We start from the raw sequence: 25,788 nt of genomic DNA, 5'->3' as shown, positions 1-25,788 counted from the left end.
GAAAGCTGTGTAATTTGGCAGGCCGGTGATGCATCCATGCAACACAGCTTGACCGCAACGGGAGCCGCAAGACCTTAAGAATCAGATCATCCAGGGCGCATAGAGGGGTGCGTTGACGGCGCTCATCTCCGCGGTACGCCCGCGCTCGCGGCGCGTCGTCTCAACGATCTCGAAAGCCGAACGGTCGGACAAGAGACGGCGCAGCGCAGCTGCGTTCAGCCTGTGGCCGCCACGATAGGAGCGGAAGCAGCCGATGAACCGGGCACCGGCGAGCGCCAGGTCGCCCATCGCATCCATCGTCTTGTGGCGCGCGAACTCGTTGGGATAGCGCAGGCCTCCCATATTGATCACGCGGTTGTCGTCGCCGATCACCAGGGAGTTTTCCAACGAGGAGCCGAGCGCATAGCCGGCCGCCCACAGCCGCTCGACGTCCTTCATGAAACCGAAAGTGCGGGCCCGCGCGACGTCACGCCGGAAAATGTCGGCGTTCATGTCGGATGCAAAAAGCTGGCGCCCGATCGCCGGGCTTTCGAAATCGATCTCGATCTCGAAGCGCGTGCCGTCATAGGGTCGGAACTCCGCCCAGCAGGCGCCGTTCTCGATGCGAACCGGCTTGACCACCCTGATGTAGCGACGCTTGACCGGCAGCGTTTCGACGCCTGCCTGGTCAATGGCCTCGATGAACATCACTGCGCTACCGTCGAGGATAGGCACCTCATGGCCGTCGATTTCGATGACGAGATTGTCGATCCCAAGCCCGAAAAGCGTCGCCATCAGATGCTCGACCGTGGCAATGTGCTCGCCCTGCGGATCGCCGAGCATGGTGCAGAGGTCGGTGGCACCGACCTCGGAAACGAGCGCGCGAAATTCGTGGCTTCCGCTTGCATTCGAAAGCTGGAAGACGACACCCGTATCGGCGTCCGCCGGCAGGAAATGGACGGTGACCGGATTGCCACTGTGAACGCCGATGCCGGTCAGCGTCGCACGCGATTTAAGTGTCGTCTGATAGTCGTGCAAAACAATCCCCATAGCCCATGCTGCCTAGGTCCGCTTCTGCCCTGAGGGCGCGGTTCTTGATTGATCGGCAGGCAGGGCCACTTCCCCGAGACTCCCAGCAAACCGACTTTGGTCGGTGGCGAAGATAATGGTCCCGCGGGGAGACTCCAAATCACGGTTTCTTACTCTTTGTAACTGCGGTCCAGCGCGGGATTGCCCCATAAGTCCTTGTTTTACAATCACTTTAAGGTTAACAGGCGAACAGTTTCCTGCTCGCCTGTTAATAACTGTTACGAACCGTTAACAGATCAATTGGCCTGTCGGCGCAGGAAGGCGGGAATCTCCAACTGATCGTCTTCCTGGACAGCCCGGCTCTGCGGCGTCAGTCGGCCCTGCTCGTCCAGCTGGCCGCGGCGCGGCGCGTAAAGCTGCGGATCCTGGCTGGCAAGGCGGCGCACTTCCGCCGGCGCCTGGCGCAGTTTCGGTTCGCGCGGCTGCGCCGGCTGCAGCCTTGCAGGCTCCTCTTCGCGGCGGGTCAAGCCGTTGGTCAGGCGCTTGAGCAAGCCCATCGGGCCGCTGTTTTCGTGGTCGGCCGGGCGCGCCTTGGCCTCCACTTCGGCCTTCACCTGCGGCGGGAAATCCTCGACCCGCGGCATGCGCTGGGGTGCCGCGGCAACCGGCTGCGGCATTTCACGATGCGGAGCGGGCTGCATCGCTTGCTGAACCGCTGGCTGCATCATTGGCTGCGGTTGAGCGGGAGGCGCCTGGAAAATCTTGCTCTGCGGACGGAAGTCTTCCGCATGCGCGACCGGTGCCGGGCGGGCCTGCGCCATCGCTGCCGCATTCGCTTCGGCGAGCTGAATGGCCTCGGCGACCGGGTCGGCAGCACGTGGTTCATAGATTGGTTGCTGGACAGGCGCCGGGCGCATTTCCGTGACCTGGGCCGCCGGGCGGCTGACCGGCTTCGGCGGAGCCGCGCGGATGGCGATCGGCGCGGCAGCGATTTCGGCCGCCGATTTGTCGATGCCGGTGGCGACCACCGACACGCGGATGACGCCTTCGAGTTCCTCGTCGAAGGTGGCGCCCAGAATGATGTTGGCGTCCTGGTCGACCTCTTCGCGAATGCGGGTTGCCGCCTCATCGACTTCGAACAGGGTCAGGTCACGGCCGCCGGTGATCGAGATCAGCAGGCCCTTGGCGCCCTTCATCGAGGTCTCGTCGAGCAGCGGGTTGGCGATGGCGGCTTCCGCCGCGGCCATTGCGCGGCCCTCGCCCGAAGCCTCGCCGGTTCCCATCATCGCCTTGCCCATTTCGCGCATGACCGAGCGGACGTCGGCGAAGTCGAGATTGATCAGGCCTTCCTTGACCATCAGGTCGGTAATGCAGGCAACGCCCGAATAGAGCACCTGGTCGGCCATCGCGAAGGCATCGGCGAAGGTGGTCTTGTCATTGGCCAGCCGGAACAGGTTCTGGTTGGGAATGACGATCAGGGTATCGACGCATTTCTGCAGTTCCTCGATACCCATGTCGGCCGTCTTCATGCGGCGCTGGCCTTCGAAGTGGAACGGCTTGGTGACGACGCCGACGGTGAGGATACCCTTTTCGCGGGCAGCGCGGGCAACGACGGGAGCCGCCCCGGTGCCGGTGCCGCCGCCCATGCCGGCAGTGACGAAGCACATATGCGTGTTGGAGAGATGATCGATGATCTCGTCGATGCATTCCTCCGCCGCCGCGCGCCCGACTTCAGGCTGCGATCCGGCGCCGAGACCTTCGGTGACATGCGCGCCGAGCTGGATCAGCCGCTCGGCCTTCGACATCGTCAGTGCCTGCGCGTCGGTGTTGGCCACCACGAACTCGACGCCGCGCAAGCCGGCGGTGATCATGTTGTTGACGGCATTGCCGCCGCCGCCGCCGACACCGAACACGGTGATGCGCGGCTTGAGCTCGGTGATGTCCGGCTTCTGCAGATTGATGGTCATTGTCTCCGTCCTTTGCCTTTCCCGCCGCTTCGCCGCCGCGGCCGCCTATGGGGCTGTCCCCGTCAAAATTAAAAACTGTCTCTCAACCACTGACTCATTCGATGCAGTTTTCCGCCTGTTCCGGTCATCCGAAGACCGGAAATTCCCTTCGCCGGCCGGCTCTCGAAGCTCGCCATCTGTGGATAGATCAGAAGTCCGACCGGGGTCGAGAAAGCCGGCCCCTTGGCCGCCTCGGGCAAGCCTGCCACGCCAAGCGGGCGTCCGATGCGCACATTGCGGCCGAGAATGCGGCGTGCTGCTTCTGGCAGGCCGGCAAGCTGGCTGGCACCGCCGGTCAGCACCACACGCTTGCCGACGGCGTTGCCGTAGCCGGATTTGTTCAGCCGGTCGCGCAACAATTCCAGCGTCTCGTCGATGCGGGCGCGGATGATGCGCGTCATCACCGAGCGCGGTATCTGCAACGGCACCTCGCCGTCCTCGCCGATCGGATGGATGGAAACCAGGTCGCGGTCGTCGGCACTGCCAGGCAGCGCCGAGCCATGCATCACTTTCAGCCTTTCGGCGGCATCGAGCGAGGTCGACAGGCCCTTGGCCATATCCAGCGTGACGTGGTTGCCGCCGATCGCGATGGCATCGCCATGGACGAACTTGCCTTCCGAAAACACCGAGATCGTCGTCGTGCCGCCGCCCATGTCGATGCAGGCTGCGCCCATTTCGAGCTCGTCGTCGACCAGCGCAGCAAGCCCGCTGGCATAGGGCGTCGCCACCATGCGTTCAACCGACAGATGCGAGCGGTTGATGCAGAGCTCCAGATTGCGCAAGGGCGCTGCGTCGCCTGTCAGCACGTGCATGTCGACGCCAAGCTGGTCGCCAACCATGCCGCGCGGATCGCGAACACCGCGCTCGGCATCCAGCGAAAAGGCTACGGGAAGCGAATGGATCACCTCGCGCTCGGCCCGCAACGCCTGCTTGGCGCCGGCGGCAAGCACGCGCTTGATGTCAGCCTCGTCGGCCTCATGGCCGCCGAGATTGATGGTGGCCGAAAAAGCCTCGCTCTTCAGCCGGCCGGCAGTCATGTTGACGATCAGCGAATCGACCGTCAGTCCCGCCATGCGTTCGGCGGCGTCGACGGCAAGACGGATGGCGTGCTCGGCACGGTCGAGATCGATGACGACGCCGGATTTCACGCCTTGCGATTTCTGGTGGCCGATGCCGATCACCTGGACGCGATGCGAGCGTCCGCGCAGCAGCTTGCCATCCTCGCGCGGCTTGAGTTTGGCCACCACGCAGCAGACCTTGCTGGACCCGACATCCAGCACCGTCAGGATGCCGGACCGGCGCGACGAGGCATCGCTATTGCCGCCAAGCCAGCTCATATCTTCGTCTCCGGCTTGGGCTTCAGCATCTTGGGCTTTTCGTCGAGCGCGGCTTGGCGCTGTGTCGCCGCTTCCGGCGTCAACTGGACGACCAGACGATCGGAAAGGCGCATGTCGACGGCGGCGATGTCGCGCGTCAAAAGCCCGTTCTCGTGATCCATCCTGACCAGGTCGGCAATCGCCTGATCCTCACCGTCTTCGGGAAGCTTGATCGTGATGCCGTTTTCAAGCTTGAGATCCCAGCGCCGTTCGCCGATGCGGATGTAGCCCTTGATCCGCGCGGCGAGCTCCGGATAATTCTTGATCTTGGCCAGGAAATCCGGCGCTGTGGCCGGCGCGCCGGTGCCGATGATCAGCGGGAGCAATATCTGCTTGCCGCCGGAGAACGGCGCAATGACGGTGCCGGATTTCTCGATGACCGAAAGCGCGCTGCCTTGCTGCCACAACGCGAACGGCTCGCGCTCCTCGACGCGCACTTCCAGCGTATGCGGGTAGACCTTGCGCACTGCCGCGGCTTCGACCCAGGGTAGCGTGGTGATGCGTTCGCGCGCCGCTTCGGCATCGAAGCCGATCAGCGAGGTCCAGCCGTCGAGTTCCAGCCTGTCGAGAATATCGATCTCGGACGTTTCGCGGTTGCCGACGACCTTGACCTGGTCGACGGCAAAGCCGGTGCGGGCGGTGACACTCTGGACGATGGCGTCGGAATATCCGCCGAGATAGGCGCCATAGGCACTGCTCGAAACAAGCAGTGCCGCCGACAGCATGGCAGCGCAATAGGGCGGCGCTTCGAAGTCGCCTTCGCCGAGGCGCGCCAGCACACGCACCGGCCGGCGGAGCAGGCGCGGCAGCACGAAATGGTCGAACGACAACGGCATGCCGAACAGCGCCGGCCCGGCCGCGCCCTTCCCCTTGCCCTGTCCCCACTTCAACGCAGACACGAAGCGTCCTCCACCATCCAACTCAACAAATCGCCGAACGAGTGTCCCGCTTGCGCGGCGATTTCCGGCACCAAAGACGTCGGCGTCATGCCCGGCTGGGTGTTGACCTCGAGCCAGACAATTTCGCCGTTTTCGGAGTGACGATCGTCATAACGGAAGTCCGACCGGGAAACGCCCCGACAGCCGATAGCTTGGTGAGCCTTGAGCGTCAGTGTCTGTATTTTTTGGTAAATATTCGGTGAAAGTTTTGCCGGGCATTCGTGTTTTGATCCGCCCGCGACGTATTTTGAATCATAGTCGTAGAAGGAATGGCCGGTCGGGATGATCTCGCAGACACCGAGCGCCACATCGCCCATCACCGCGCAGGTCAATTCCCGCCCGTGCACATAACGCTCGACCATCACCGTATCGCCATATCTCCACTCGGACGAGCCGATGATCTGCGGCGGATGCGACTGGCCTTCATGGACGATGACGACACCGAAGCTCGACCCTTCGTTGACCGGCTTGACGACATAGGGCGGCTTCATCGGGTGCTTGTTCTGGATGGCGAAGCGATTGGCCACCTTCGATTCCGCCACCGGAATGCCTCCCGCCTTGGCGACCTTCTTGGCCTGTTCCTTGTTCATCGCGAGCGCCGAGGCAAGCACGCCGGAATGGGTGTACGGAATGGCGAGGTACTCGAGGATGCCCTGGATGGTGCCGTCCTCGCCGAAGGGGCCGTGCAGTGCGTTGAAGACGACGTCGGGCTTGAGCGCGCTGAGCACCGAGCCGATATCGCGCGAGACGTCGACGCGGGTGACCTGGTAGCCCTCTCCCTCGAGCGCATCGGCGCAGGCCTTACCCGACGACAGGGACACGGGCCGCTCGGACGAGAATCCCCCCAGAAGGACGGCCACATGCTTGCTTGTCATTCCCCGTCATTTCCTCTCACAGCAGGCCTGCACCATCGTGCATGCCCCGAAAAGCATCGCGCGCACTCAAATGCGCCCGAGCAACTTCGCTCCCGTGTTTCCGCAACATTGAGTCCGAGTCTCCCGGCAGGTTGCCCCCCAGACGGAAACGCGAGTAACGCGTCGAAACGACTCAAATCAGGAAACGCTTCAGGGCAGAGAATCAGAGAGTTGATTCGCTGGCAAGTGCTTACGATTCCGATGGATTCACTTTCCGCAAAAACGGCAGCAAAATGTGAATTCATGAGTCCAAAAGGCAACGGCGGTCAGCTTGCCTAAAGCAACTGTCCGAGAAATTCCTGGACGGCATGGCCCGGCCGAAAATTACCGATGCGCTTGATCTCCCACTGCAGCCGGATGCCTGATCTTTCGAGCACGCGCGCACGCACCGTCTCACCGAGATATTCAAGCTCGTAGCCCGTGGCGGTTCCGGTGTTGATCATGAAGTTGCAATGCATCGGCGACATCTGCGCCCCGCCGACCATCAGGCCGCGGCAGCCGGCCTTGTCGATCTCCTTCCAGGCCGAGGTGCCCTCAGGATTCTTGAAGGTAGAGCCACCGGTCTTTTCGCGGATCGGCTGCACGGTCTCGCGATGGTTCTGGACAGCATCCATCGCGGCCTTGATCGCCGCCTTGTCCTCGGGAATGCCTTCGAGCAGCGCCGACGTGAAGATCAGCCCGGACGGCGCCGCTGAATGGCGATAGGCATAGCCCATATCGGCATTGCTCAGCGTATGAACATTGCCCTTGCGGTCGAGTGCCCGCACCTCGACCACGCGCTCGCGCGTCTCAACGCCATTGGCGCCGGCGTTCATCCTCAGCGCTCCGCCAATGGCGCCGGGAATGCCGTGGTAGAAATGAAAGCCACCGATGCCGGCCTCGTAGGCAACGGCCGCAAGGCGCTTGTCGGGTGTCGCGGCGCCCGCCTTGATCGTGGTCGGCGCAATCACTTCGGTCTCGGCAAAACCCTTGGCCGAAAGCCGGATGACAAAGCCCGCAATGCCGCCGTCACGGACAAGCAGGTTCGAGCCGACGCCGACGATGGTCAGCGGAATTTCCTCCGGCACCGCCTTCAGGAACGTGGCAAGATCGTCCTCGTCGGCCGGCTGGAACAATGCGTCCGCCAGCCCGCCGGCTCGAAACCAGGTGATCTTGTCCATCTCGGCATTGGGCATGATGCGGCCGCGCAGTCCGGCAAGCCGGTCGCCGAGCTTCTCGATCAACGCCTGGCCGCGCATCATGAGATGGTCCCACCGAGTTCCCTGGGCAGCGCATAGGCCCATTGCGTGATGTTGCCGGCGCCGAGGAAGACGACGAAATCGCCCGGCTTCGCCACCTCGCGCACAATCGGCGCAATCGCCGCCGGACCTTCGATGTAGCGTGCGTCGCGATGGCCGCCGGAGCGGATGCGCGACACCAGTGCGTCGGACGTAACGCCGTCGATCGGCTCCTCGCCGGCCGCATAGACGGGCGCCACCATTACCGTATCGGCATCGTTGAAGCAGACGGAAAACTCGTCGAACAGATCGCGCAGCCGGGTGAAGCGATGCGGTTGGGTAACGGCGATGATGCGACCCTTGGTAGCGCTGCGCGCAGCCTTTAGTACCGCCGTGATCTCGACCGGATGATGGCCGTAATCGTCGAACACATCGACACCGTTCCACGAACCGGTATGGGTGAAACGGCGCTTGACGCCGGCGAAGGACGACAGGCCCTTCTTGATTGCCTCAGCCGAAAGGCCGAGCTCATGCGCGACGGCAATCGCCGCCGTCGCATTGGAAACATTGTGGCGCCCGGGCATAGGCAGCCGCAGGCCTGATATCGTTATCTGGCCGTGCGTCTTGCGGTCGCGGATCACCACGTCGAATTCCGAGGTCGGGCCGTCCATGCGGTGATTGGTGAAGCGCACGTCGGCCTGCGCATTTTCGCCATAGGTGATGACGCGCCGGTCCTCGATGCGGCCGACCAGCGCCTGCACCTCGGGATGGTCGGTGCACATCACACCGAAGCCGTAGAACGGCACATTCTCGACGAACTGACGAAACGCTTCGCGCACTTTGTCGAAGGAGCCGTAATGGTCGAGGTGCTCGGGGTCGATATTGGTGACGACGGCAATCTCGGCCGGCAGCTTGAGGAAGGTGCCGTCGCTCTCGTCGGCCTCGACCACCATCCATTCGCCGTCTCCCATGCGGGCATTGGTGCCATAGGCATTGATGATGCCGCCATTGATTACCGTCGGGTCGAGCCCGCCGGCTTCGAGTAGCGTCGCCACCATCGAAGTCGTCGTCGTCTTGCCATGCGTGCCGCCGATCGCCACCGCTTGCCGGAAGCGCATCAGTTCGGCCAGCATTTCGGCGCGCCGCACGATCGGCAGCAACTTCTCTCTCGCCGCCTTCAGCTCCGGATTGGATTTCTTGATTGCGGTGGAGACGACGACCACTTCGGCCTCGCCGAGGTTTTCGGCCTGATGGCCGACGAAGCATTCGATGCCTTTGTCGCGCAGCCGCTGCACATTGGCGCTGTCGGCCTGATCGGATCCCTGCACCTTGTAGCCGAGATTGTGCAGCACCTCGGCGATGCCGCTCATGCCGATGCCGCCAATGCCGATGAAATGCACGAGGCCGATCGTCTGTGGCATCTTCATGCGTGCGTCTCCTTCCTGAATTCCGAAACGGATTTCCTGGACGCAATAGCCTCTGTCAGATCGGCGAGCAACCGCGCGGCATCCGGTTTTCCGGACGATTTCGCCGCCGCGGCCATTGTCGCCGCCTTGCCTGGATCATCCATCAGCCCGCCGACAAGCACGGCGATCCGCTCCGCCGAAAGCGTGGATTGCGGATGCACCTCGGCGCCGCCCGCTGCCGCAAGGGCCGCCGCATTCGCCGCCTGGTCGTGGTCGAGCGCGTGCGGATAAGGCACCAGCAGCGCCGGCCGGCCGATCACCGCGATTTCCGATACGGTCGATGCGCCGGAGCGCGACATCACCAGATGCGCCGCCGCCAGCCGCGCCGCCATGTCGGTGAAGAAGGGCGACACCTCGGCCTCGATGTCAAGCGTGGCATAGGCCGCTTTCACCCGCGCCACATCGTCGGCGCGCGCCTGCTGGGTGATCGCCAGCCGCCTGCGCTGTGCATCGGAAAGCCGGGCGATCGCCGCCGGCACCGCATCGGAAAAGAACTGCGCGCCTTGGCTGCCGCCAAACACCAGAAATCGGAACGGCTCTTCACCGGCCGATGCGGCATAAGGCGTCTTCGCCGCTTCCAGCACTTGCGGCCTGACCGGATTGCCGGTGGTCACCGTCTTGACGCCTGTAGCACTTGTGTCTTCCGGTAGGAAACCACCGGCAATAGCGTCGACGCGGCCGGCGAGCGCCCGGTTGGCACGGCCCATCACAGCGTTCTGCTCGTGGATCAGCGTCGGCACCTTGCGCCGGGTCGCGGCATAGAGCGGCGGCAGCGTCGGATAGCCGCCGAAGCCGACCACGATGGCGGGCTTGACGCTGGCGATGACGGCCGATGCCTGCCGCACCCCGCGCCAGATTTTCCAAAATGCGGCGAGCACGGCAAAAGGATTTTTCGACCCCATCGTCGCCGACTGGATCGGATGGATGGCGGCCGCCGGGAACTGCCCGGCAAAGCGCTCGGCGCGTTCGTCCGTCGCCAGGTGCACCGCCCAGCCGCGCCCGGTCAGTTCGTGCGCCAGCGCCTCGGCCGGGAACAGATGTCCGCCGGTTCCGCCTGCCGCCAGAAGGATGACCCCCTTCGCCATCTCACTCCGCCGGCATCGCACGCGGCGACGGCATGAAGCCCAGCTGCTTGCGCTTTTCCGGGCGCTTGCGCGTCAGCGCCAGCACCATGCCCATCGAGATGGCGATCGCGATCTGCGAGGAGCCGCCGTAGGAGATGAACGGCAGCGTCATGCCCTTGGCCGGCATCAGCTGCAGATTGACGGCCATGTTGATGACCGACTGCAGGCCGAAGACCGTGACCAGGCCGCCAACCGCGTAGCGGGTGAAATCGTCCTGCTCCCTGAGCGCCGTGTTGAGACCGCGCAGCACGATGAAACCGAAGATGGACATGATGAAGAAACACATGATCAGCCCGAATTCCTCGCCGGCGACGGAGAAGACGAAGTCGGCGTGGCTGTCGGGGATGACCCGCTTGACAGTACCCTCGCCCGGCCCGACGCCGAACCAGCCGCCATTGATCAGCGCCTCGCGGCCCATGTCGACCTGGAACGTGTCGCCCTCGCCGGTCATGAAGCGGTCGATGCGGCCGGCAACGTGCGGGAACACCGCATAGGCAGCGAACACGCCGCCGACGCCGGCAGCACCCAGCGCGACGATCCACAGCCACGGCAACCCGGCCATGAAGAACATCACCCCCCAGGTGCCGAGCACCAGCATGGTCTGCCCAAGGTCAGGCTGCGCCACCAGCAGCGAGATGACCAGCGCAAGCAGCAACATGGCGAACAAATTGCCCGGAATGTCCGGCTGGCGCTTGTGCTCGGCGAACAGCCAGGCGCAGATGATGACGAAGGCCGGTTTCAGGAACTCGGACGGCTGGATCGAGAGGCCGGCAAGCGACACCCAACGCCGCGCGCCCTTCACCTCGACGCCGATATAGAGCACGGCCACCATCAAAAACAGCATGATGCACAGCATGACCAGCGCCATGCGCCGGATCTGCCTGGATTCAAGGAACGAGACGGCCAGCATCACCCCAAGTGCCGGAATGGTGAAGATAATCTGGCGCGTCGCGAAGTGGAAACTGTCTAGCCCGATGCGCTCGGCCACCGCCGGGCTTGCGGCGAAAGACAAAACGATGCCGAGCCCCATCAGCGACAGGAACGCCGCCAGGAACCACCGATCGATCGTCCACCACCAGGTCGCCACAGGGCTTTTGTCGAGACGGCTTTGCATTATCGTGTCCCTCCGATGGGCTTCACGCCATCAATGGCGGTTGCGGCTTGCCTGAACGCCTCGCCGCGGACTTCGAAATTCTTGAACTGGTCGAAACTGGCGCATGCCGGCGACAGCAGCACCACTGCCTCGCCGCTACTATCCCTGGCCGCATCGCGGGCGGCGTGTTCGACTGCCGCCGCCAACGTGCCTGATATCTCGTAGCGCACCGCTTCGCCCAGCGTCGCCGAAAAGGCCGGTGCGGCTTCGCCGATCAGATAGGCCTTGGCGATGCGCGGGAAGAAGCCGCGTAATGGCTCGATGCCGCCCTCTTTCGGCAGGCCGCCGGCAATCCAGTAGATACGCGCAAAGCTCGACAGCGCCGGTGCAGCGGCATCGGCATTGGTCGCCTTGGAATCGTTGACGAACAGCACATGCCCTTTGCGGCCGACCTGCTCCATGCGGTGCGCCAGCCCAGGGAAACTCTCCAGTCCGGATTGGATCTCGCCGAGCTCGAGCCCGACCGTGAGGCAGGCGGCGGCGGCGGCCAGCGCGTTCTGCGCATTGTGCTGGCCGCGCAACGAGCCGATGCCTTCGAGGAAGGCGACACGGCTGTAGCGGCCGTGCACGGCTTCCATTAAGTTGGTGCCGTCAGCGAAATAGCCGTCGGTCAGCGGCAGCCGCTTGGAGATGCGGATGACCTGCCGGCCGGCCCGCTCCAGCCGATCGGCGATCTGGGCGCACCAGGAATCGTCGACACCGATGATTGCCGTCTCGCTGCCGGCCACCAGCCGCTCCTTGATCGAGGCGTAGTGTTGCATCGTGCCATGGCGGTCGAGATGGTCCGGCGTCAGGTTGAGCAGCACACCGGCCGTCGGGTTGATCGAAGGGGCAAGATCGATCTGGTAGGAAGAGCACTCAACCACATAATGCCGTTCAGGCTGCGGCGGATCGAGCGTCATCACTGCGCGGCCGATATTCCCGCCCATCTGCGTGTCGCGCCCAGCCGATTTTAGGATGTGCGCCGTCAGTGCCGTGGTCGTCGACTTGCCGTTGGTGCCGGTAATGGCAATGAAAGGTGCTGCCGGTGCCAGCAGCATCCGCTCGCGGCAGAAAAGCTCGATGTCGCCGATGATCTCCACGCCTGAGCCCCGCGCCAACTCGACGGTCCAGTGTGGCTTGGGATGCGTCAGCGGCACGCCGGGCGACAGCACGAAGGCGGAAAACCTCGCCCAGTCCGCACCGCGCAGGTCCGCTGTCGTGATGCCGACCGCGCCGGCCTTGGCGACGCTGTCGGGATTGTCGTCCCAGGCCAGCACATCCGCGCCGCCCTCGATCAGCGCGCGCGCCGTGGCAATCCCCGAGCCACCGAGCCCGAAGAGCGAAACGCGCTTGCCTGAAAAGGATGCGGCGGGGATCAAGCGGCCTCCTATCTGAGCTTCAGGGTCGACAGGCCGACCAGCGCCAGGATGACGGCGATGATCCAGAAGCGGATCACCACCTGGCTTTCGGTCCAGCCGAGCTTTTCGAAATGATGGTGGATCGGCGCCATCAGGAAGACGCGCTTGCCGGTCATCTTGAAGTAGCCGACCTGGATGATGACCGAGAATATCTCGACGACGAACAGACCGCCGACGATGACCAGCACGATCTCGTGCTTGGTCGCCACCGCGACCGTGCCGATCAGCCCACCCAGCGCCAGCGAGCCGGTGTCGCCCATGAAGATCGCCGCCGGCGGCGCATTGAACCAGAGGAAGCCGAGACCGGCGCCGATCACCGCTCCAAGGACCACCGCAAGTTCGCCGGTGCCGGGCACGAAATGGATCTGCAGATATTCGGCGAACACCGCGTTGCCAGAGAGATAGGCGATGACGCCGAAGGATGCGGCCGCGATCATGATCGGCACGATCGCCAGCCCGTCGAGACCGTCGGTCAGGTTCACCGCATTGCCGGCGCCGACGATGACGAAGCACGAGAACGGGATGAAGAACCAGCCGAGATTGACGAGAAACTCCTTGGCGAAAGGGAATGTCAGCGATGACGAGAACGGCGCCTGGCCGTTATGCATGATCACCCAGGCGGCGATGCCGGCGATAACGAATTCGAGCCCCAGCCGCGCCTTGCCGGAAAAGCCGAGATGCGATTGCTTGGTTACTTTGAGATAATCGTCGTAAAAGCCGATCGAGCCGAATCCCAGCGTCACCAGCAGGACCACCCAGACGTAGATGCTCGACAGGTTCGCCCACAGCAGCGACGAACCGACGATGCCGGACAGGATCATCAGTCCGCCCATTGTCGGCGTTCCCGCCTTCTTGAAATGCGTCTGCGGCCCGTCGGCACGGATCGGCTGGCCCTTGCCTTGCCGCAGCCGCAGCGAATTGATGATGGTCGGTCCGAAGATGAACACGATCAGCGCCGCTGTGATCAGCGCTCCGCCGGTGCGGAATGTTATGTAGCGGAAGACGTTGAAGACCGAGATCTTGTCCGCAAATTCGACGAGCAGTGTTAGCATGCGCTTGCGTCCCCCGGACCGATCCTAGGTCTGTCTGCTGGTTGTGGCTTCCGCCGGAAACTTGCCGAGCAACGCCTCGACCAGCTTTGAAAAGCCTATGCCCTTCGACGATTTGATCATGACCACGTCGCCGGGCTTCAATTCCGATAGAAGAACCGGTTTCAGATCTTCCGCACCGGCGCGGTATTCCGTCTTGATCTCGTCGGGCAAAACGTCGGCCAGCGCCCGCATTTCCGGGCCGCCGAGAAAGACCGTGCGCGTGTCGGTGCCGACGATCAGACCGGCAAGCGCGGCATGCAATTTCGCCGAATGGCTGCCGAGCTCGAGCATATCGCCGAGCACGGCAATGCGCCTGCCCTCGCCCGACACCGGCGTCGTGTTGAGCAGTGCCATTGCAGCGCTCATCGACGCCGGATTGGCGTTGTAGCTCTCGTCGATCAGTGTGATCGGCCCGTTGGGGTGACGCAACACATAGCGCTTGCCGCGTCCGCGTTCGGGCGAAAGATCGGCCAGCGCCTGCGCAACCCTGTTAACGTCGGCACCGACCAGATGCGCGGCACCAAGCACCGCGAGCACGTTCTGCACCATATGGCGGCCCGGCGCGCCGATCCTGGCGACAATCTCGTGCCCGCCAATCTTGGCGGTGATGACCGAGTGATCGGCATTGAGCTCGCATTTGATCAGTTTGAAGGTCGCCCGGGCATTCTCGCCGAACCCGTAGACATGCTCGACGCCGGCCTCTTTGGCCATCTTCTCCAGCAGCTTCCAGCGCGCATCGTCGCGGTTGAGAAGGGCGGCGCCACCGGGCTCCAATCCCTCGAAAACCTCTGCCTTGGCCTTGGCGATCTCGTCCAGGTTGCGGAAGAAGCCGAGGTGAGCGGCCGCGATCAACGTGACGATGGCGACATGCGGCCGGACCATCTTGACCAGCGGCCGGATCTCGTCGGGATGGTTCATGCCGATCTCGAAGACGGCATAGTCGCAATCCTGCGGCATGCGCGCCAGCGTCAGCGGCACGCCCCAGTGATTGTTGAACGACTGGGCCGATGCATGCACCGTACCGACCGCGGAGAGAGCGTGGCGTAGCGCTTCCTTGGTGGTGGTCTTGCCCGCCGATCCGGTCACGGCAATGACCCTGGCCTTTGAGCGTGCGCGCGCCGCAACGCCGAGCTTTTCCAGAGCGACAAGCACGTCCTCCACGACGATCATCGGTGCCGTCAGCCGCCCCAGCGACGGCAGCTTGCCCTCGGCGACGACCAGCACGCCGGCGCCCGCCTTGATAGCGGCGGTGACGAAATCATGGCCGTCCATGGCCTCGCCCTTGATGGCGAAGAAAGCGTCTCCCGGCTGCAGGCTGCGGCTGTCGATGGAAATGCCGGCGATGGCTTCAGGCATCGGACCGAGCGGCCGGCCATCCATGGCGGCAACCAGCGCCTCGGAGGTCCACAGATAGCTCACGCCGCTTGCTCCCGCAGCGCCGAGCGAACTTCCTCATGATCGGAAAAATGCAGCGTCTCGGTGCCGATGGTCTGGCCTTCCTCATGGCCCTTGCCGGCCACGATCAGCGTGTCGCCAGCGTGAAGCATCCCGACCGCCTCGTGGATGGCCTTGCGCCGGTCGCCGATCTCGATGGCGCCAGGTGCGGCTTCCAGGATCGCGGCGCGGATCGTCTCGGGTACTTCCGAGCGGGGATTGTCGTCGGTGACGATGACCACGTCGGCCAGTCTTGTGGCGATCTCGCCCATGATCGGCCGCTTGCCTCGGTCCCGGTCGCCGCCGCAACCGAATACGACGATGACGCGGCCGGTGGTAAAGGGGCGCACCGAAGCCAGCACGTTTTCCAGCGCATCCGGCTTGTGCGCGTAGTCGACATAGACCGGCGCGCCGTTGGCGGCCGTCCCGACAAGGTCGAGCCGTCCCGGCGCGCCCTTCAATTTCTCCAGCGCCATCAACGCTTTGGCAACAGATGTTCCAGTCGAAATGGCGAGTCCGGCCGACACCAGCGCATTTGCAATCTGGAAGTCGCCGGCCAGCGGCAAGTCGACTTCGTGGAGAACGCCGTCCGCTTCGACCTCGGCGCGCTGGCGGTGGCGCTCGTGCTCGACCCGCTTCAGCCGCAGGAAATCGCCGTGGCGGCCGACCGTCAGCACGTTCAGTCCCGCTGCCCGCGCCGCCTTGATCGTCGGCTCCGACCACGGGTCGTCGGCAAAGATGACCGCCGGCGCGCCCTTCGGCAGCAGCGCGTCGAACAGACGCAATTTGGCGCGATGATACTCCTCGACCGTCGGATGATAGTCCATATGGTCGCGGCCGAGATTGGTGAAGCCGCCGGCCGCGAGCTTGACGCCGTCGAGCCGGCGCTGGTCGAGGCCATGGCTGGACGCTTCCATCGAGGCGTGGGTGACGCCGGCCTCCGCCAGCTCCTTGAGCAGCCTGTGCAGTGCCACCGGATCCGGCGTGGTCAGCGAGCCATATTCGTTGCGGCCCGGCGCCACCACGCCGGTCGTGCCGATCGAGGCGGCGGCAAAACCCGCCTGCTCCCATATCTGCCGGGTGAATGCGGCGACCGAGGTCTTGCCGCTGGTTCCGGTCACCGCGACCATGGTTTGCGGTTGCATGCCGAAAAAACGTGCAGCACTCAGCGCCAGTGCAAGGCGCGGATCGTCTACGACAAGAACCGGGACTGGCAGCCCGGCGACCGCACTGCCTTTGCCGACCACGATCGCTGCAGCGCCGCGGCTTGCGGCATCGGCTGCGTAGGCTGCGCCATCCGCCTTGGAGCCGGTGAGCGCGAAAAAGACGACGCCCCGTGTTACCTGGCGGGAATCCGACGAAATCCCTGTAACCTCCATGTCGAAGGAAGCTGTCCCCTCGACAGGCAGGATACCGGCTAGATTTTTCAGCTTCATCGAACCCCGTTCATCGCAACAAAATAGCGCGCAGTTGCCGGCGCGCCCCAAGAATCACTGATAGGAAACCAGCGTTGCACCATTTTCATGGCTGAAATCTGGCTTCACGCCAAGCATGGAAGCCGCACGTCGGATGATGTTTGCAGCCATGATGCCCGCGTTCGAGGCGGCCGTACCACCCATGCCGGGCTTTTCCGGCTTCGGTTCGTCGGCGATCGTAAGCACTATGTATTGCGGATCGTCCATCGGAAAAGCCGCAACGAAGGCATTGAAATTCTTTTCCTTCGAGTAACGGCCGTTGACAACCTTCTCCGCCGTTCCCGTCTTGCCGCCCACCCGGTATCCTGGCACCCGTGCATTGCGGCCGGATCCCTTTTCGGCATTGAGGGCATAGAGATAGCGCATGCCCTCGACCGTCTTGTCGCTGACCACTTTCTTGGCCACCGCCATCGCCTGCTCCTGCGTGCGCGGCAGGAAGGTCGGGTCCATCAGATAGCCGCCATTCATCAGCGCGGCGCAGCCGACCGCTGTCTGCAGCGGCGTCGTCGACACACCGTGGCCGAAGGCGATGGTGATCGAATTGACCTGCTTCCAGACCTTGGGCTCGGTCGGCCGAGCCACTTCCGGCAGTTCGGTCTGCATCTTCTCGAGGATTCCCAGGCGATGCAGGAATTCGCGGTGTCCGTCGATGCCAACCGCTTCGGCTTCCTTGGCAGAGCCGATATTGGAGGAGTAGATGAACACTTCCGGCACCGACAGTACCCGGCCCTTGCCATGGAAATCATGGATGGTTTGATGGCCGATCCTGATCGGGCGCGACGCGTCGAAGCGGCTTTGCAGCGTTATCTTGCCGGAATCGAGCGCCATAGCGGTGGTGAAGCTCTTGAAGGTCGACCCCATTTCATAGAGGCCGGCCGACATACGGTTGAGCCTGTCCTTGTCCTGCGCGTTATAGGGGTTGTTCGGATCGAAATCCGGAACCGACGCCATCGCCAGCACCTCGCCGGTCTTGACGTTGAGCACGACGGCGCCCGCCGCGATCGCGTGGTACTTTTCCATACCGGTGGCGACCTCATCGCGCACGATATGCTGGACGCGCAGGTCGATCGAGAGCTGCACCGGCTTCAAATCCTTGGCCACCGCCAGACCCGACGCCTGAAGGTCGCTCAAGCCTTGTTCGTCGATGTATTTCTCCATGCCGGAGATGCCCTGATTGTCGATGTTGGTGAGGCCGACAATGTAGGACGAGGTTTCGCCGGCCGGATAGAACCGGCGCTTTTCGGTGCGAAAGCCGAATCCGGGGATGCCGAGTTGCATGATGTCGGCCTGCTGCTTCGGCGTCAGTTGCCGCTGCAGCCAGACGAACCCGGCGCCGCTCTTCAGCTTGTTGTATGTCTGCTCGTAGTCGATCTCGGGAAGCACCGTCGACAGCTTTTCGATCGCCTCGTCGGCATCGACGATGCGGCGCGGTTCGGCAAACAGCGACGCGGTCTTGATGTCGGTCGCCAGCACTTCGCCGTTACGGTCGACGATGTCGGGTCGCGATGCCGTCACCCGGCTCTGCGGGCCGCCCGACAGGTCGGGATTCTGGAAACCCAGATAGACCAGCCGCCCGGCAATGGTCGAATAGATGCCGAAGAACACTGCCATCGTCATGACGATGCGGGTCCTGCCCTTGCCACCGGTCGCCTTGCGGGCACCTTCGACCACGATTGATCCGCCTGCACCGGGCTTCGAACCGCGCTTCAGCAGCCTGCCAATCTTTGGAAATCTGGCAGCCATTGGAAATCCGGTGATCATTGGACGACGCCTCCGGTCACCACGGGATCCTTGCCGCCGATATCGGCCATGCCGCCCAGCCGCTGCGATGAAAGGTCCTCGATATTGACGGGTTTCGCCGGCAGATCGTCCAGCCCGACGATCTGCCGCGCATTGACCGGCTCGAGTCCGAGTTGCGATTTGTAGATTTCGGTGAGCTTCTGCAGGCGCGACGGCTGGGTAAGCAGGCTCCAGTCCGCCTTGAGCAGGTCGATCGTGTCCTCCTCATAACGGATCTGCGCCTGGATCTTGTGCACTGCCGCCAGTTGCTCCTCGGCCTCGCGCTTGGTCTTGTAGGTCAGGGCGGCCGCCGAAACCATCACGGCGATCAGGACTATGTCGCTGGTACGAAACACGTGCTCACCTCTCTCCCGGTCGATCGGCGCCGGGAAGCTTTGGGCCAGGCAGTTTTGGCAGGCCGAAAATCGAAAAATCGCCGGCGCGCGCCGGCGCCTCTGTACGGATCGCAGCGCGCAGCCTTGCCGAGCGCGCCCGCGGATTTGCCGTTATCTCGGCATCGCCAGGCGTTACGCCGCCGCCCTTCTTGGTGAAGGTGGCGGTGCGCGCCTGCGCCTCGGGCAGGTGCCGCGATCCGGTCGCTGAATCGGCTCTGTCGGCGATGAAGCGCTTGACGATGCGGTCCTCCAGGGAATGGAAGGTCACCACGACAAGCCGCCCGCCCGGTTTCAGCACGCGCTCTGCGGCAAACAGTGCCTTGGCCAGTTCACCGAGTTCGTCATTGACGAAGATGCGCAGCGCCTGGAAAACGCGGGTGGCCGGATGGATCTTGTCCTTTGGCGCGCGACCGATATGCGTCTCGATGGCATCGGCAAGATCGAGCGTGCGCTGGAAGGGGCGTTTTTCGCGACGGCTCTCGATCATGCGGGCGATGCGCCCGGCATGGCGTTCCTCGCCGAGAAAACCGAAGATGCGGGCAAGATCGCCCACCTTGAAGGTGTTCACGACGTCGGCGGCGCTCAGGCCCGCCTGCGCCATGCGCATGTCGAGCGGCCCATCGGCCCGGAACGAAAAGCCGCGCTCCGGCTGGTCGATCTGCATGGAGGAGATGCCGATGTCGAGCACGACGCCATCGGCACTTTCAACCTGTTCGTCGAGCGTCGAGAACGGTGCCTGGACAAGCCTGAGCTTGCCGCCGGACTGCTGTTCAAGGGCCCGCCCCGCCGCGATCGCATCCGGATCGCGGTCGATGGCGACGACCGAGGCTCCGCTTGCCAGAATGGCCTTCGTGTAGCCGCCGGCACCGAACGTGCCGTCGACGATCACCTCGCCTTTTGTCGGCGCCAGCGCCTCCAGAACTTCGGCAAGGAGGACCGGAATGTGACGGGCTGGTCCGCCAACGGCATGAACTTCATCGCCGTCGCCCGCCATCATTCCGGCCGCTCCTCGGGCTTCGTCCCCTGCCGAAGCTGCAAAAGCCGGGCGCGTGCTTCCGTCCCATAGGCGCTGAGCCGTCCCGGCTCCCAGATCTGAAAGAAATTGCCGCGGCCAACGAAGGCCACTTCCGCTGAAATGCCGGTATGCTCGCGAATGAAATCGCTCATCGTGATACGGCCGTCCTGGTCGAGCTTCAGAAACGTTCCATCGCCATGGCAGAAGAACGACATGTCGTCCGCCGTCTGCAGGAACGGGTCTTCCTGGGCGATGCGCTGCTCGTAGCGATCGAGCAGGTCGAGCCCACCGACATCCATCGCCGGGCGATCCAGGCAGCGTAGCGCATAAAGTTCCGAATAGCCGCGTTTCTGCACAACGGCACGGAAATGCGCCGGCACGGACACCCGTCCCTTCGCATCGATCCTGTTCACCGCGTTCGACAGAAACCGGTCCATTACGCGTTACGGCCGCTTGCGCCGCCGCACCCCTCTGCATCTTCCTGTCCGCGCCGCCCCGGCCCGGTCGACGTCCAAAACCCGCTTCGTTGTGACGGGCGAACGCAGGCAAACGCGCAGCCGCCGCGGCTGCCCGATTGGCGTACGCTTCACCCTGACACGGAACGAAGGCTCGAGTATCGGAATGGGATATCATGGGGTGTTATGGGCGTCAACGGGAACAGTTTTCAAAACGCGCCTGCCACGACTGGGGAGAGCAGCTTTGACGGCACTCCCGTCTTTATCCTCTATTAAGCCTAACGAAGCGTTTAGAGCCGTGTGGCCCAACCGGAGCCGACTTGCTGCGGATCGCTGCCGCGCATAGCCTCGGCATCCCTTTTCCGGTCAGTAACGAGGTTGAAACCATGTCCGAAACAGCCAAGTCACGCGCCGCGGCACTTCCCCATCTGCGCCGCGGCGGGCTGGCCAAGGGCGACCCGATCCCCTTGCCCCTGACGATGGCCGCCATCTTTCATGCGCCCGGCGACGCCACCGGCTTCGATCAATATGGCCGCTTCAGCAATCCAACCTGGGATGCGGTCGAGCACATGCTGGCGCATCTGGAAGACGCCCCATGCGTCGCCTTTCCCTCGGGGATGGCTGCCATCTCGGCAGTATTTTTAGGCCTGCTCAAAGCCGGCGACCGTATCCTGCTGCCGTCCGACGGCTATCACACGACGAGAGCGCTGGCAGAGCGCTTCCTGAAGTCCTTCGGCGTCGCTTATGATGTCCGGCCGACGTCGAGCTTCCTCGACGGCGGCTTCGACGGATACCGGCTTGCCTTCGTCGAAACGCCCGCCAACCCGGGACTGGATATATGCGACATCGCAGCCGTCGCCGAAGCCGTGCACAAAGCGGGTGCGGGGCTTGTGGTCGACAACACGACGATGACGCCTTTCGGCCAGCGCCCGCTCGATCTCGGCGCAGACATCGTCATTGCCGCCGACACCAAGGCACCAAACGGCCATTCCGATGTGCTGTTCGGCCATGTCGCCAGCCGCGACGCGGACATTATCTCGAGGGTGACCGACTGGCGCGAGACGTCGGGCGCCATCCCCGGGCCGTTCGAGGCATGGCTGGTGCATCGCGGCCTCGAAACGCTGGACGTGCGCTTCGACCGCATGTGCGCTTCCGCCGAAATGATAGCGCGACGACTGAAAAACCATCGCGCGATCAGCGGCTTGCGCTTTCCGGGACTGGAGAGCGATCCATCGCACAATCTTGCCCGCGCCCAGATGGAGCGCTTCGGTTTTCTCATCTCCTTCGTGCTCGCCTCGGAGGACAAGGCCGAGGATTTCATCAACAACTGCGCCTTGATGCAGGCAGCGACTTCGTTCGGCGGCGTACACACTTCGGCCGAACGGCGATCAAAAAGGGGAGATGCCGTTCCCCCCGGCTTCGTTCGCCTGTCGATCGGCTGCGAGCCGGTGGAAGAGCTTTGGCAGGCGATCGAGGCGTCGCTGGACGCAATCGGTGGCTGAATCGGCAATCACGAACTTAGATCGTCGGCGTCGATCTTGCGCCGGCCGTGCAGCACGCGAATGATTTCGATCGCCTCTTCGCGGACACGATACAAGGTGAGGTATTCGCCGACGATCAGGTGACGGATTCCGGTTGCGATGTCTTCGCGCGGGGCACCTGAGAAGGGATAAGTGGCCACTTGCTGCCAGCGGGCTTCGATCCGATCGAGCAATCGATCGGCTGCAGCCTCGTTGTCTTGCGCAACATGAAGCCAGATCGCGATCAAATCCTCTTCCGCATTTGCGGTTCGGATGATGGGCAGCAAATTCATGCCGCGCTGTCGGGTTTCAATCGTCTCCGCGCTTCGGCCTTTATTTCGTCGATCGACGCAAACCGTCCCGGCCCGCTGTCGATCCCTTCCTGCACCAGCTTGCGCAATTCCTCGACCGTGTAGCCGAGCAGGTCGCGCCGGTCCTTCCATTGCCGCAGCGCGTCGCGGATCACCTCGCTCGCCGAGGCATATTCGCCGGCGGCGACCACGTCGTCGACCACCGCCGCCAATTCCGGCGACAGCGTGATGCTGCGTTTATCGACCTGTCCCATGACGCGCTCCTGAATACCGTCATCCAAATGGTACGATTTAATCGCACCATTTTCAAGGAATGCCGCGCTTAATTGCGGGTCGAAAACTGAACCAACGGCTGCGCCCGAAGACGCAACCTGCTGATATCAGGAGATTTCCTTTTATCGGGGAAAACTGCCAGCTGGCCTGTAAGCCGGGTTCTGTATGGCCCTCGCCGCTTACACGGCGAGAACGTGGCGGCCATTCATCTTGGGCGCATGTTGCCATACGCCTCACGCAACCTACCCGGACGGTGAGCCGGAAACAGCCCTCGAGGGTTTCCCCTCGCACCGCCCCTATTCGGTCTTGCTCCCGGTGGGGTTTACCGTGCCGCTCCTGTTGCCAGTCGCGCGGTGGGCTCTTACCCCACCCTTTCACCCTTGCCACGATTGGATCGTGGCGGTTTGCTTTCTGTGGCACTTTCCCTGGGGTCGCCCCCGCCGGCCATTAACCGGCACCGTGTCTCCATGGAGCCCGGACTTTCCTCACCCGCAGCCTTTCGGCTTCGCGGGTGCGGCCGCCCGGCCAGCTGGCAAGGCGTATAAAGGGGTTCAGGCCCGAAAACGCAAACGAAAAAGCAAGTTGTCGCTTGTCAGGCGGGCGCTCCAAGTGCAGCCAGTTGGACCTTGACCTTGCCGCAATAGGCTGCGGACACCGGGTTCATCCGTGTGGCGGCATGGCCGGCATTGTATTTCAGGATCGTGCCGCAGGTCGTGCCGCCGCCGAGATCCCGCGCCATGGCGAGGTACTTCATGCCGTATTTGATGTTGGTATCTGGATCATAGAGGCCCTGAACCGAACCGCTATAGCCCATCATCCGCGCCGTCGCCGGCTTGATCTGCATCAGGCCGATCTCGCCGGCGCTGCCGACCTGGTTCGGTTGGTAGTTGCTTTCGATCTTGATGACGGCGTTGGCGAGCGACACCGGGACGCCATAGCTGGCGGCATAACGCGCAATGATCGCCGAATACTGTCCGCTGGCGCCGACTACCACCGCCTGAGGCGCTGGCCTGCTCTTCGGAGCGACTGACGCCGTTGCCATGTGGTCGATGCTTTTGCGGTTACGCTTCACATAGTGTTTTGAGATTGTCTTTCTTGCAGCGGTTGGCTTTTTCGCAGGGGCCGGCTTTTTCGTCCTTACCGCGGTTGCTTGTTCCACTTTTGCGGTGGCGGTCTTCTCTACTTTTGCACCACGGGTGGCTTTCGGCACGGCGGTTTTGCCGGCTGCGGCACTGAAGCCCTGATCGGCCCGCTGGCTCAGCGGTGCGCTGTTTGCCGCACTGAAGGCAAAAGTCATTACGCCGGCAGCAATGGCTGCCGTTAAAACGGTCAATTTCTGCATGTGATCCTGTTCTGTTTGATCTGCACAAAGAACTTCGCGCAGATACCCTCAATCAACATCGGAACATTTGGGGGATAGACGTCCGACAATCTGTACGGATCGCCTTTGACGACGGAATTGGCGCCAAAGAAGGCGACGCAAGTCACTTTGAGTAACAGATTGTAATTTTCAAGCTGGCAAAAGATTATTTGAGAGAGGCTATCCTTACGGAAGCGAGCAGCCTTTCCAGCGTGCGGATCGTCGATCCATCAGCCATGCCATCGACCAGGCGCTGCCGGAAATGCCGCTGAAATGCCTCTACCACGATTTCGGTCTGCCGATCGAAGGCGCCGGTGATCTCGACGCCTTAACCATAGAGCGCCAGCATCGACTGCAGCGCCTCTACCTCGGCGCCGGTATCGCCTGGCTTCAGCACGGCGCCGCGCCGGATCGGTGCTGCCGGCACAACATGGCCGATACCGACGGCAAACAAGGCCTTCCATGGAAATTTCTCGCCTGGATCGACCTTGCGCCCCGGTGCCACGTCGGAATGGGCAAGCACCCGCTGCGCCGGAATGGAATGGCGCTCGATGATGCCGGCGCACAGGCCGATCACCGCACCGATCTGCGGTTTTGCAAAGTTGCGATAGCCGAGCGTATGCCCCGGATTGACGATCTCGATGCCGATCGAACAGGAGTTGATGTCGCTCTGTCCGAACCACGAGCTCTTGCCGGCATGCCAGGCGCGGTCGCTTTCCCTTACCATCTGAACAATGCGGCCGTCCTCATGGACCAGGTAGTGCGACGAGACCTCGCTTGCCGGATCGCACAACCATGCCTCGGCACCGGCGCCGGTAGCCATGCCGGTGTAGTGCAGCACGATCATATCGGGTCCGAGCGTCCCGCGCCGTGGTCCGAAATTCGGCGATACCCTGACCTCGGCGCTCGGCTCATCGGGCGGAAAGCCGCTCATGCGTGCCGCAGGCCTCGCTCGATCATTTCATAGGCCGCGTTGATCGCCGCCAGCCTGGTCGTCGCGATCTTGATGAATTCCTGCGGCAGGCCGCGTGCGATCAGCCGGTCCGGATGATTGTCGGAGACCAGCTTGCGGTAGCGCCTGCGGACCTCCTCGAACGGCTTCCCGCGCTCGATGCCGAGCACAACATAGGGATCGGCGGCACCCAGATCGACATGCCGGGCCAGGATGCTCTGGTAATGCGCCTCATCGATGCGGAATATCTCGGCGATGCGATGCAGGAATTCGCCCTCGCGCTCATGCACCAGCCCGTCGGCCTTGGCGATGTGGAACAGCCCGTCGAGTATATCCTCGAGCATCAGGCAGTTCGAATGGCCCGAACCGCAAAGCTGCGCCATCCGCTCGGCATAGGTCTCGAAACCGGCAATGTCGCGTTTGGCCAAATCGTAGAGCCGCGCCACATTGCGCCTCTGTTCCTTCGGCACCTCGAATATTTCCTGGAAGGCGCGCACCTCGTCTTGCGTGACGATGCCGTCTGCCTTGGCCATCTTGGCCGACAGGGCGATCATCGCCACCGAGAAGGCGACGCGCCGGCGCAGATCGGCATCGCCGGAGAAAACCGTGCGCACGGCCTCGACCACTTCGGCGACGCCTGACGACGCTGAAGATGAAACGCGTGTGACGAAGTCGCCAAGGCGGTCCCAAATCGACATGGGGGCTTCATAGGACCAACCACCCATCGCTATCAAGCCAAGACAGTGCCGCAGGGGCTGGCCCAATCGATTTGGCGCAATGCCTGAGGCGGCTGGCGCCAGCGCTCACGTCGTCGCACTCGGCCGCCAGGCGCTGGTATCGTAAGCAGCAGAAAGGCCGGCCTGTGAGGCCAGCCTTTCCTTGGCTGTCACATTGACTACTGAGCCGGAGCAGCCGGCGCAGGTGCCGGAGCCGGAGCCGGCTCGGCAGGCTTGTTGGCGTCAGGAGCAGCCGGCTTCATCGTCTGGTCGGATGCCGGCGGGTTGGTGCTCTGCGTCGTGGTGTTGTCGGTGCCGCTGTTGCTGCAGGCGGCAAGGCCAAGCAACGCAAGCGCCGACACCGACGCAAGAATGAGTTTCTTCATGATATCTCTCCTCTAATCACGCCT

At 63.2% G+C, this 25,788-nt stretch carries 23 protein-coding genes, 1 other RNA gene and 1 pseudogene; 1 reads left to right on the top strand and 24 read right to left on the bottom strand.

Annotated features, from left to right (window positions below; all coding sequences use genetic code 11):
• Window positions 1-81: 81 nt before the first annotated feature.
• The 17 genes from lpxC to mraZ all read right to left on the bottom strand — a co-directional run bounded on the left by lpxC (window position 82) and on the right by mraZ (window position 20,228).
• The gene (lpxC, locus tag NKH93_RS15675; RefSeq protein ID WP_352471566.1) at window positions 82-1,029 is read right to left on the bottom strand and encodes a UDP-3-O-acyl-N-acetylglucosamine deacetylase; all 948 of its coding nucleotides are present in this window, start codon (window positions 1,027-1,029) and stop codon (window positions 82-84) included.
• Window positions 1,030-1,304: 275 nt separating this feature from the next.
• Window positions 1,305-2,975: a cell division protein FtsZ gene (ftsZ, locus tag NKH93_RS15670; protein WP_254818983.1), complete on the bottom strand. Its 1,671-nt coding sequence runs from the start codon at window positions 2,973-2,975 to the stop codon at window positions 1,305-1,307.
• Window positions 2,976-3,043: 68 nt separating this feature from the next.
• Window positions 3,044-4,351 (bottom strand): cell division protein FtsA, encoded by a 1,308-nt coding sequence (gene ftsA / locus NKH93_RS15665; protein ID WP_352471565.1) that lies wholly within the window; start codon window positions 4,349-4,351, stop codon window positions 3,044-3,046.
• A complete protein-coding gene (locus tag NKH93_RS15660) occupies window positions 4,348-5,289 on the bottom strand; it encodes a cell division protein FtsQ/DivIB (RefSeq protein ID WP_352501059.1) in 942 nt (313 codons plus the stop codon). Before NKH93_RS15660 ends, ftsA begins: the two co-directional genes overlap by 4 nt.
• Window positions 5,277-6,203, bottom strand: coding sequence for a D-alanine--D-alanine ligase (locus NKH93_RS15655; protein WP_352471563.1), 927 nt, complete (start codon window positions 6,201-6,203; stop codon window positions 5,277-5,279). Before NKH93_RS15655 ends, NKH93_RS15660 begins: the two co-directional genes overlap by 13 nt.
• A gap of 314 nt (window positions 6,204-6,517) precedes the next feature.
• The gene (gene murB / locus NKH93_RS15650) at window positions 6,518-7,483 is read right to left on the bottom strand and encodes a UDP-N-acetylmuramate dehydrogenase (RefSeq protein ID WP_352471562.1); all 966 of its coding nucleotides are present in this window, start codon (window positions 7,481-7,483) and stop codon (window positions 6,518-6,520) included.
• Window positions 7,480-8,886 carry a UDP-N-acetylmuramate--L-alanine ligase gene (gene murC, locus NKH93_RS15645; protein WP_352471560.1) on the bottom strand — a complete coding sequence of 469 codons (1,407 nt, stop codon included), beginning with the start codon at window positions 8,884-8,886 and terminating at the stop codon, window positions 7,480-7,482. The genes murB and murC overlap by 4 nt, the downstream gene beginning before the upstream one ends.
• The gene (gene murG, locus NKH93_RS15640; protein ID WP_352453155.1) at window positions 8,883-10,010 is read right to left on the bottom strand and encodes an undecaprenyldiphospho-muramoylpentapeptide beta-N-acetylglucosaminyltransferase; all 1,128 of its coding nucleotides are present in this window, start codon (window positions 10,008-10,010) and stop codon (window positions 8,883-8,885) included. Before murG ends, murC begins: the two co-directional genes overlap by 4 nt.
• 1 nt (window position 10,011) lies before the next feature.
• Entirely contained in the window at window positions 10,012-11,163 is a 1,152-nt protein-coding gene (gene ftsW / locus NKH93_RS15635; RefSeq protein WP_352456168.1) for a putative lipid II flippase FtsW, read from the bottom strand.
• A complete protein-coding gene (gene murD / locus NKH93_RS15630) occupies window positions 11,163-12,563 on the bottom strand; it encodes a UDP-N-acetylmuramoyl-L-alanine--D-glutamate ligase (RefSeq protein WP_352831208.1) in 1,401 nt (466 codons plus the stop codon). The genes ftsW and murD overlap by 1 nt, the downstream gene beginning before the upstream one ends.
• Before the next feature lie 8 nt (window positions 12,564-12,571).
• Window positions 12,572-13,654: a phospho-N-acetylmuramoyl-pentapeptide-transferase gene (gene mraY, locus NKH93_RS15625; RefSeq protein ID WP_023676767.1), complete on the bottom strand. Its 1,083-nt coding sequence runs from the start codon at window positions 13,652-13,654 to the stop codon at window positions 12,572-12,574.
• Window positions 13,655-13,678: 24 nt separating this feature from the next.
• Window positions 13,679-15,112: a UDP-N-acetylmuramoylalanyl-D-glutamyl-2,6-diaminopimelate--D-alanyl-D-alanine ligase gene (locus NKH93_RS15620; protein WP_352471557.1), complete on the bottom strand. Its 1,434-nt coding sequence runs from the start codon at window positions 15,110-15,112 to the stop codon at window positions 13,679-13,681.
• The gene (locus tag NKH93_RS15615) at window positions 15,109-16,563 is read right to left on the bottom strand and encodes a UDP-N-acetylmuramoyl-L-alanyl-D-glutamate--2,6-diaminopimelate ligase (protein WP_352614293.1); all 1,455 of its coding nucleotides are present in this window, start codon (window positions 16,561-16,563) and stop codon (window positions 15,109-15,111) included. Before NKH93_RS15615 ends, NKH93_RS15620 begins: the two co-directional genes overlap by 4 nt.
• A gap of 54 nt (window positions 16,564-16,617) precedes the next feature.
• On the bottom strand, window positions 16,618-18,345 hold the full coding sequence (locus NKH93_RS15610; RefSeq protein ID WP_352471555.1) for a peptidoglycan D,D-transpeptidase FtsI family protein: 1,728 nt from the start codon (window positions 18,343-18,345) through the stop codon (window positions 16,618-16,620).
• A gap of 14 nt (window positions 18,346-18,359) precedes the next feature.
• Entirely contained in the window at window positions 18,360-18,737 is a 378-nt protein-coding gene (gene ftsL / locus NKH93_RS15605; protein ID WP_352501064.1) for a cell division protein FtsL, read from the bottom strand.
• Between the two features lie 4 nt (window positions 18,738-18,741).
• A complete protein-coding gene (gene rsmH / locus NKH93_RS15600; RefSeq protein ID WP_352501065.1) occupies window positions 18,742-19,773 on the bottom strand; it encodes a 16S rRNA (cytosine(1402)-N(4))-methyltransferase RsmH in 1,032 nt (343 codons plus the stop codon).
• Entirely contained in the window at window positions 19,770-20,228 is a 459-nt protein-coding gene (gene mraZ / locus NKH93_RS15595; RefSeq protein ID WP_352456172.1) for a division/cell wall cluster transcriptional repressor MraZ, read from the bottom strand. Before mraZ ends, rsmH begins: the two co-directional genes overlap by 4 nt.
• A gap of 404 nt (window positions 20,229-20,632) precedes the next feature.
• On the opposite strand from mraZ, the gene NKH93_RS15590 reads away from it, so the two are divergent.
• The gene (locus tag NKH93_RS15590; protein ID WP_352831211.1) at window positions 20,633-21,748 is read left to right on the top strand and encodes a cystathionine gamma-lyase; all 1,116 of its coding nucleotides are present in this window, start codon (window positions 20,633-20,635) and stop codon (window positions 21,746-21,748) included.
• 8 nt (window positions 21,749-21,756) lie between these two features.
• Here the strand turns inward: NKH93_RS15590 and NKH93_RS15585 are convergent, their stop codons facing one another.
• From NKH93_RS15585 to NKH93_RS15555, 7 genes and pseudogenes are all read right to left on the bottom strand, one after another.
• The gene (locus tag NKH93_RS15585; protein ID WP_352831213.1) at window positions 21,757-22,059 is read right to left on the bottom strand and encodes a type II toxin-antitoxin system RelE/ParE family toxin; all 303 of its coding nucleotides are present in this window, start codon (window positions 22,057-22,059) and stop codon (window positions 21,757-21,759) included.
• Window positions 22,056-22,331, bottom strand: a complete 276-nt coding sequence (locus NKH93_RS15580) for a type II toxin-antitoxin system ParD family antitoxin (protein WP_352831214.1) — start codon at window positions 22,329-22,331, stop codon at window positions 22,056-22,058. The genes NKH93_RS15585 and NKH93_RS15580 overlap by 4 nt, the downstream gene beginning before the upstream one ends.
• Window positions 22,332-22,484: 153 nt before the next feature.
• Window positions 22,485-22,883: RNase P RNA component class A (gene rnpB / locus NKH93_RS15575), an RNA gene on the bottom strand.
• A gap of 59 nt (window positions 22,884-22,942) precedes the next feature.
• Entirely contained in the window at window positions 22,943-23,692 is a 750-nt protein-coding gene (locus NKH93_RS15570) for a lytic transglycosylase domain-containing protein (RefSeq protein WP_352471549.1), read from the bottom strand.
• Between the two features lie 184 nt (window positions 23,693-23,876).
• A pseudogene (locus NKH93_RS15565) lies at window positions 23,877-24,644 on the bottom strand (N-acetylmuramoyl-L-alanine amidase).
• Window positions 24,641-25,360: a TerB family tellurite resistance protein gene (locus NKH93_RS15560; protein ID WP_352471547.1), complete on the bottom strand. Its 720-nt coding sequence runs from the start codon at window positions 25,358-25,360 to the stop codon at window positions 24,641-24,643. The pseudogene NKH93_RS15565 and the gene NKH93_RS15560 overlap by 4 nt, the downstream one beginning before the upstream one ends.
• A 197-nt stretch (window positions 25,361-25,557) precedes the next feature.
• Window positions 25,558-25,764: a hypothetical protein gene (locus NKH93_RS15555; protein WP_023676780.1), complete on the bottom strand. Its 207-nt coding sequence runs from the start codon at window positions 25,762-25,764 to the stop codon at window positions 25,558-25,560.
• Window positions 25,765-25,788 lie beyond the last annotated feature (24 nt).

It is taken from the genome of Mesorhizobium sp. M0954, from assembly GCF_040319155.1.
GTDB lineage: Bacteria > Pseudomonadota > Alphaproteobacteria > Rhizobiales > Rhizobiaceae > Mesorhizobium.
Note: the sequence above shows the minus strand (reverse complement) of the source record. Positions and strands in the feature narration are given on the sequence as shown.

Excerpts from the sequence above, each read along its gene's own strand:
- lpxC (WP_352471566.1), bottom strand. The coding sequence starts at position 1,029 with ATGGGGATTGTTTTGCACGACTATCAGACGACACTTAAATCGCGTGCG.
- ftsZ (WP_254818983.1), bottom strand. The coding sequence starts at position 2,975 with ATGACCATCAATCTGCAGAAGCCGGACATCACCGAGCTCAAGCCGCGC.
- ftsA (WP_352471565.1), bottom strand. The coding sequence starts at position 4,351 with ATGAGCTGGCTTGGCGGCAATAGCGATGCCTCGTCGCGCCGGTCCGGC.
- NKH93_RS15655 (WP_352471563.1), bottom strand. The coding sequence starts at position 6,203 with ATGACAAGCAAGCATGTGGCCGTCCTTCTGGGGGGATTCTCGTCCGAG.
- murB (WP_352471562.1), bottom strand. The coding sequence starts at position 7,483 with ATGATGCGCGGCCAGGCGTTGATCGAGAAGCTCGGCGACCGGCTTGCC.
- murC (WP_352471560.1), bottom strand. The coding sequence starts at position 8,886 with ATGAAGATGCCACAGACGATCGGCCTCGTGCATTTCATCGGCATTGGC.
- murG (WP_352453155.1), bottom strand. The coding sequence starts at position 10,010 with ATGGCGAAGGGGGTCATCCTTCTGGCGGCAGGCGGAACCGGCGGACAT.
- ftsW (WP_352456168.1), bottom strand. The coding sequence starts at position 11,163 with ATGCAAAGCCGTCTCGACAAAAGCCCTGTGGCGACCTGGTGGTGGACG.
- mraY (WP_023676767.1), bottom strand. The coding sequence starts at position 13,654 with ATGCTAACACTGCTCGTCGAATTTGCGGACAAGATCTCGGTCTTCAAC.
- NKH93_RS15615 (WP_352614293.1), bottom strand. The coding sequence starts at position 16,563 with ATGAAGCTGAAAAATCTAGCCGGTATCCTGCCTGTCGAGGGGACAGCT.
- NKH93_RS15610 (WP_352471555.1), bottom strand. The coding sequence starts at position 18,345 with ATGGCTGCCAGATTTCCAAAGATTGGCAGGCTGCTGAAGCGCGGTTCG.
- rsmH (WP_352501065.1), bottom strand. The coding sequence starts at position 19,773 with ATGATGGCGGGCGACGGCGATGAAGTTCATGCCGTTGGCGGACCAGCC.
- mraZ (WP_352456172.1), bottom strand. The coding sequence starts at position 20,228 with ATGGACCGGTTTCTGTCGAACGCGGTGAACAGGATCGATGCGAAGGGA.
- NKH93_RS15590 (WP_352831211.1), top strand. The coding sequence starts at position 20,633 with ATGTCCGAAACAGCCAAGTCACGCGCCGCGGCACTTCCCCATCTGCGC.
- NKH93_RS15585 (WP_352831213.1), bottom strand. The coding sequence starts at position 22,059 with ATGAATTTGCTGCCCATCATCCGAACCGCAAATGCGGAAGAGGATTTG.
- NKH93_RS15580 (WP_352831214.1), bottom strand. The coding sequence starts at position 22,331 with ATGGGACAGGTCGATAAACGCAGCATCACGCTGTCGCCGGAATTGGCG.
- NKH93_RS15570 (WP_352471549.1), bottom strand. The coding sequence starts at position 23,692 with ATGCAGAAATTGACCGTTTTAACGGCAGCCATTGCTGCCGGCGTAATG.
- NKH93_RS15560 (WP_352471547.1), bottom strand. The coding sequence starts at position 25,360 with ATGTCGATTTGGGACCGCCTTGGCGACTTCGTCACACGCGTTTCATCT.
- NKH93_RS15555 (WP_023676780.1), bottom strand. The coding sequence starts at position 25,764 with ATGAAGAAACTCATTCTTGCGTCGGTGTCGGCGCTTGCGTTGCTTGGC.